Genomic DNA, 6,436 nt, shown 5'->3' with positions numbered 1-6,436 from the left:
TGGAGAAAAATTGTTCAACAGATTAATTGTAGCTTCTATTTACCCGTAGGTGCAACATTCCGAATAGTCATAAAAAGGAATGTTAGGTTTTTGATTTTCATGGAATATTTTTCAGGTTATTTATTCTTATTGTGTGTTCTTTCTGTAATTGTAATATTTAATTTTTGCAATCTTCTGAAATATATGATTGTAGGTGATCTTTGAAAATTACAATGGTCACACAAGAAATTAGCTCCGCATTCAGAGTAGCTCTTCGCGGCTGTTGCTCGAAGTAGCCAAAACAAGGAGATTACTTTACTGATTTTGGTAAATAAGATTCTTCTATTTGCCAAACCAGTGACTTAAAAACCGATACTTTCAATTTCCCTCTAATCCGTAGAAAGGCGTAACCGCTAAATCTAGTTTTTAACTACAATTTTCTAGTTTATTGAATTTGTAATTCATTAAACTAGAATTACCTTTCGATAAGAGGTTTATGATTAGTATCCAATTGCAAATTGGAAATGATAAAAGGATGGAATTACAAATTCCACCCAGTCGAAGTAGTCAAAGTTTAACTACAGATAGGAATATTACCCTCTGCTAGAATTATCACCAACTTATCTCCACCATCACAGGAAAATGATCTGAAGGGTATTTCAGTCCATAATTGTCTGTAAGGATTCCGTGCCGGAGTACAGTGATATTTGGACTGACAAAGATATGGTCAATGATTCCCTCTGGAAGCTTCTCCCAATTATATCCGTTGAACGTTCCTTGGTTTCCAATTGATGGGGTTTTTGAGATCAAACGACTATCCTGCATATCAGAATTGTCCAAAACAGTTTTGTAAGCGGGATTGTCCGGCATGACGTTGAAATCGCCGATGAAGACCACAGGAAGGTTTTCTTTGTTGATTTCTTTGATTTTCCTGATCACCAATTTGCTGCTTTCCTCCCTTGCCTTTTGGCCGATATGGTCATAATGGATATTGAATACATAAAACCTTTTACCATCATTGCCTTCAAATTTCACCCAGGTACACACCCTGTTCAGGGCGGCATCCCATCCTTTTGAGGGGATTTCGGGTGTTTCGGAAAGCCAAAATGTACTTTGGTCCAAAACTTTCACTTTTTCCGGATTGTAAAAAACCGCACTGAATTCACCTTCCTTTCCACCTTTGTCCCTGCCAACGCCTACATAAGGAAAGCCTAATTCATTTTTGATTTCTTCTAGCTGATGGTACATGCCTTCTTGGGTACCAATGATATCCATTTGGTGAAACTTGATTAGGTTGACCAAATGGGGAGCACGGTCTTTCCACAGATTTCCTATATCATTGGGATTGTCAAACCGGATATTGTACGTTGCTATGTTCATGCTTTGGGCAAATGAAAAAGAAACTGGATATGAAACGGATATAAAAAACAAGGCAATAAGAGAATATATACGAAATGATGAAGGTATCATGGGCTTTGTGTATTTTGGTTTTTAAATTTAGAAATAAAAATAGGCCTTGCCGAACCGTTAATAGAAAGCATTGTTATTATCATAAAATTAAGAAATGAAGACCATCAACCCTAAAGATGTTTCGATTGCCCAATTTCACAGCTACCTGCTCGGTGCAGTTGCTCCCCGTCCCATAGCATTTGCAAGCACGATGGACAAAGAAGGGAATGTCAATTTAAGTCCTTTCAGTTTCTTCAATGTCTTTGGCACCAATCCCCCTGTATTGGTTTTTTCGCCTTCCCGCAGGGTCAGGGACAATACATCCAAGCACAGTTTGGATAATGTCTTGGAAGTCCCTGAGGTCGTGATCAATATTGTCAACTTCCCTATGGTGGAGCAAATGTCCCTGGCAAGTACAGAATACGAAAAAGGTGTCAATGAATTTGTCAAATCCGGGTTTACAGAGGAAGCCTCTTTGCTGGTTAAACCTCCAAGAGTGAAGGAAACTCCTGTAGCCTTCGAATGTAAAGTGCTTGAGGTATTGCCAATCGGAGAGGGTGGCGGTTCGGCCAATCTGGTGATCTGTGAGGTATTATTGGCACATATTTCTGAGGAAATTTTGGATGAAAATGGACAAATATCCCCGCAGAAGTTAGATGCAGTGGCACGGATGGGAGGGGATTGGTATTGCAGGGCAAACGGCGAAGCCTTATTTGAAATAGCCAAACCTCTCAGAAACAAAGGTATCGGCGTGGATAACATCCCTGTAAACATCCGGAACAGTGCGGTACTGACAGGAAATAACCTTGGCAGATTGGGAAATTGCGAAAATATTCCTGGACAAACTGAAGTCGAGGAATATTCAAAGGATAGTATTATTCAAGAAATGAAACTGCGGTTTAAAAATGACCCTGAGAGTTTTGATTTTCACCTCCACCAATACGCAAAGGAAATCCTGGAATCAGGGGATGTCAATACTGCTTGGAAAATATTACTTCAGAAAATGGAATAAAAAAAGGAGCATTTAGCTCCTTTTTTTATTATCTGATCACAATATCGTATGGCATTCTGACCATCATACCTTCGTATTTTTGGACACTTTCTATTTGTTTATAAATCGGATAGAAAGTACCAAGCTGTTGTTTTTGGTAGAATACCTGTACATCATTGGTAAACTCGCTCAGGAATCTTTCAAACCAAGGTCTGGTCTGAGGATAATACACAACGCGATAATCATCTGCAACTCCTGCTTTTTCGGCTGCGATTTTGACCGCATCATCCAATCCACCCAATACATCTACCAAACCATTTGCCAAGGCCTGATTACCTGACCAAACCCTTCCCGATGCGACTTTCATGATTTCTTCTTTGCTTCGGTTTCTCCCGTCAGCCACCCTAGTCAAAAAGATATCATATCCTTCCTCGACCTGAGCTTGGAATATGTTTTTTTCCATTTCAGAAATTTTTCTTGTTGGGGTCAAAAAGTCTGATAGTTCACCTGTCTTGACCACATCTGTGGTGATTCCGAGCTTGTTGTTCAAAAGACCTTGGGCATTGAACCACATCGCAAAAATCCCGATGGAACCTGTTATCGTGTTTGGCTGTGCCACGATGGTGTCTGCTGCCGCAGCAATATAATAACCTCCGGAAGCGGCTACTTCACCCATTGATGCGATAACCGGTTTTTCTTTACTGGCTAAATCCAGTTCTCTCCAAATCACCTCAGATGCCAAAGCAGAACCCCCCGGTGAATTGACCCTTAATACAATAGCCTTGACGTCTTTATTTTGTCTTGCTTTTTTGATCTCTTCTTTGAATCTATCAGAAGCAATGACTCCTTCAGATTTGCCACTGACGATATCCCCTTCTGCTACGATAATGGCTATTCTGTTTTTGGAAGTCAGGTTTTTTGTCTTGGACGACCTATTGATGCCTGTCATGTTGATGGTATTGATTTTATCTTCCTCACCAAGTCCGAGCTTTTCTTTCATGAGGTCAATAACCTGATCTTCATACCACAATCCGTCCACAAGTTTGTATTTCAAAGCATCACTGAGTTTTCGGACGAGCATTTTGGAGTTGATTTCTGTGATCGAATCCAAGGAAATTCCACGGCTTTCACTGATTTCATTCAAGGCAAAATTATTCAGGTCATTCAGGAAAGAAGCTGTTTGAAGTCTGCTTGAATCACTCATTTTATCCAGAATAAATGGCTCAACAGCACTTTTGAAATCCCCTACACGGAAAACCTGCGGTTCGATTTCAAGCTTTTCAAACATTCCTTTGAAGAACACCACTTCGGAGGCAAAGCCATTGAACTCCATCAAACCTGAGGGATTGATATAAATCTCATCTGAAACTGAACTGAGAAAATATCCGCCTTCGGTATAGTACTCCCCATAACTCACGATGAATTTTCCCGATGACTTGAAATCCTTAAGCGCATCTCTCAGTTCCTTGATACCTGCCTGACCTGCAGAAAAAGTTCCGGCTTTGATAAAGATACCTTTGACATTTTCATTGTCTTTGGCTGTCTCAATAGCCCTTTTCAAAGAAGTAAGGCCCACCGTGGAAACACCGCCAAATAAATTAATGGATGAAAAATCAGGATCATCTTCACTGCTTCTTTCGACCAAGGACCTGCCTTCAAGATTCAATACAAGGACAGTATTTTCTTTCACATCCACATCACTATCCGAGGATGTAGATATCACTGCGACGATTCCCGCAAGGATAAAAAAACTCATTACTGAAAATATCAGCAAGCCTACGATGACTGCCAAAACGTTACCAAGAAATTTCATATTCATTAATTTTAGACCAAAATTACTTCTTTTTTCTTTAAGTTTAGTGCAATACAAACCTTAACAGCAGAATGTATCAAGTGGTTTTTATATTAGGGGGGAATCTTGGTGACAGGGTAAGATTATTGGAAGCGAGTGCCGGAATGTTGGTTTCACATTTTGGACCTCTGGTACTTAACTCCTCCATTTTTGAAACGGAAGCTTGGGGTGGAAAATCCTCAGGAAATTACCTGAATCAGGTTCTTGTTTTCAATACCACATTTCTCCCCGAAGAAATTCTGGATATCATTTTGGAAATTGAATTGAAAATGGGAAGAAAAAGGGAGGAAAAGTGGGGTGATCGGACGATGGATATTGATATCCTTTACCTTGGAAATAAAATTTTCAACTCAGAAAGGTTGACTATTCCTCATCCCTATATCCAAGACAGAAGGTTTGTCTTAGAACCGCTGACTGAAATCTTACCTGATCAGCTTCATCCTGTCCTAAATAAAACCAACAAAGAACTCCTGAAAATATGTCCTGATAAATCAAGTGTGAAACACTTTAAAAAATGAAGAAGCCATCCCTGTTTCGGAATGGCTTCTCTTGCTTTTTACTTTTTCAAGCAAAAAAATATTGATTTTTCAATTAACCAATTAACCAATTAACCAATATTTTTTAAATACTACCGACTTCAGCTTCTTTGTGGATTTTTTTGACAAGACCTTGAAGTACTTTTCCTGGACCACATTCGACAAATAGAGTTGCGCCGTCTGCCACCATGTTTTGGACAGATTGGGTCCACTTGACAGGGGCAGTAAGTTGGGCAATCAGGTTTTTCTTGATTTCTTCAACATTGCTTACACCTGTTGTGCTTACGTTTTGATAAACAGGGCAGCTAGGCTGATGAAAAGTTGTGGACTCGATGGCTTTTCGAAGTTTCTCGCCGGCAGGTTCCATCAATGGGGAGTGGAATGCCCCTCCGACAGGCAAAGGCAATGCTCTTTTGGCACCGGCTTCTTTCATTTTTTCACAGGCGATTTCTATTCCTTTGTTTGTTCCGGAGATGACCAATTGTCCCGGGCAATTGTAATTGGCCGGAACGACAATCTCATCTGTGATAGAAGCGCAGATTTCTTCAACTTTTTCATCTTCAAGACCCAAAATTGCAGCCATTCCCGAAGGATTGATTTCACAGGCTTCCTGCATAGCAAGTGCACGTTGGTAGACTAATCTTAGACCATCCTCTAAGGCAAGTGTTCCGTTAGCGACTAAGGCCGAAAATTCGCCCAAAGAGTGACCTGCAACCATATCAGGTTTGAAATCCGGAGCAGTTTTGGCCAAAATCACCGAATGCAAAAAGATGGCCGGTTGGGTAACTTTGGTCTGCTTCAATTCTTCCTCCGTTCCTCCAAACATGATGTCAGAAATCCTGAATCCCAATATTTCATTGGCTTTTTCGAAAAGGTCTTTGGCTTCTGCACTGCTTTCATACAGGTCTTTACCCATACCTGAAAACTGTGCCCCTTGTCCCGGAAAAACGTATGCTTTCATAATTTACGGTTTATTTAGATTAACGAAGGGCAAATATATCAAAAAAAATTAGCCTGTGTTTTGCCTCTATTTTCATCGTAATGAATCGTCTCTTGCTCAGGAATTTTATTATGATTTTGGATTGATCCAAATCATTATAGATTATGGGTTGTCATCAAAAATGGCGATGAAATTGGATTTCTTTTCATTAAGATCATCCTATATTTTGTATGAGGGTTCAAAATATCCGATCATTACCATAATTTCAACCAGATCAATGAAAAAATATCAGGGAATGGCCTAAAATAAAAATCCTAGAATAAGTCAAACTCAATCTAAATTTTTGATCTTTTGACTACAAAAATTTTGATTTTTCTTCCTGAGTTGGAATCCTGCATGTTTCTTTTTTTCCAAACCATTTATACCTGTTTTTTGCAATCCAATCATATACCGGATCCCGGATAAACGATGGGACAATATTGAACACATACATAGCAGGCCAAAGACTTCCAAGATTTCTGGAGATTTCGAGTGCGGCTTCGCTCTTATAAAAAACTTGATCACCCCTTATCAAAATGATAGAATCAATGTAATCCTCATTGATTTTATAATCTTTCAGAATATTTTTGGTTGAAGAGTCTTGAAGTGCCCCAAATTTAAATCTGTCTTTTTTATCCCTTTTGATAACA

Annotated in this window: 6 protein-coding genes; 2 read left to right on the top strand and 4 right to left on the bottom strand. The window is 39.4% G+C overall.

The genetic code is table 11. From position 1 onward, the window contains the following. Positions 1-591 precede the first annotated feature (591 nt). On the bottom strand, positions 592-1,359 hold the full coding sequence (locus ACZFYI_RS13615; protein ID WP_462524677.1) for an endonuclease/exonuclease/phosphatase family protein: 768 nt from the start codon (positions 1,357-1,359) through the stop codon (positions 592-594). Positions 1,360-1,543: 184 nt separating this feature from the next. On the opposite strand from ACZFYI_RS13615, the gene ACZFYI_RS13610 reads away from it, so the two are divergent. Beyond that, a complete protein-coding gene (locus ACZFYI_RS13610) occupies positions 1,544-2,440 on the top strand; it encodes a flavin reductase family protein (RefSeq protein ID WP_462524676.1) in 897 nt (298 codons plus the stop codon). A 28-nt stretch (positions 2,441-2,468) separates the two neighbouring features. Here the strand turns inward: ACZFYI_RS13610 and sppA are convergent, their stop codons facing one another. Then, entirely contained in the window at positions 2,469-4,232 is a 1,764-nt protein-coding gene (sppA, locus tag ACZFYI_RS13605; RefSeq protein ID WP_462524675.1) for a signal peptide peptidase SppA, read from the bottom strand. A 71-nt stretch (positions 4,233-4,303) separates the two neighbouring features. On the opposite strand from sppA, the gene folK reads away from it, so the two are divergent. Beyond that, positions 4,304-4,789 (top strand): 2-amino-4-hydroxy-6-hydroxymethyldihydropteridine diphosphokinase, encoded by a 486-nt coding sequence (gene folK, locus ACZFYI_RS13600; protein WP_462524674.1) that lies wholly within the window; start codon positions 4,304-4,306, stop codon positions 4,787-4,789. Between the two features lie 103 nt (positions 4,790-4,892). On the opposite strand, the gene fabD is transcribed toward folK, so the two are convergent. Both fabD and ACZFYI_RS13590 read right to left on the bottom strand, forming a co-directional pair. Next, positions 4,893-5,768, bottom strand: a complete 876-nt coding sequence (gene fabD, locus ACZFYI_RS13595) for an ACP S-malonyltransferase (RefSeq protein ID WP_462524673.1) — start codon at positions 5,766-5,768, stop codon at positions 4,893-4,895. Positions 5,769-6,102: 334 nt separating this feature from the next. Further along, a partial coding sequence (locus ACZFYI_RS13590) for a thiol-disulfide oxidoreductase DCC family protein (RefSeq protein ID WP_462524672.1) occupies positions 6,103-6,436 on the bottom strand: 334 nt, incomplete at its 5' end.

It is taken from the genome of Aquiflexum sp., from assembly GCF_977115555.1.
This window is presented reverse-complemented; position numbering and strand designations above follow the sequence as displayed.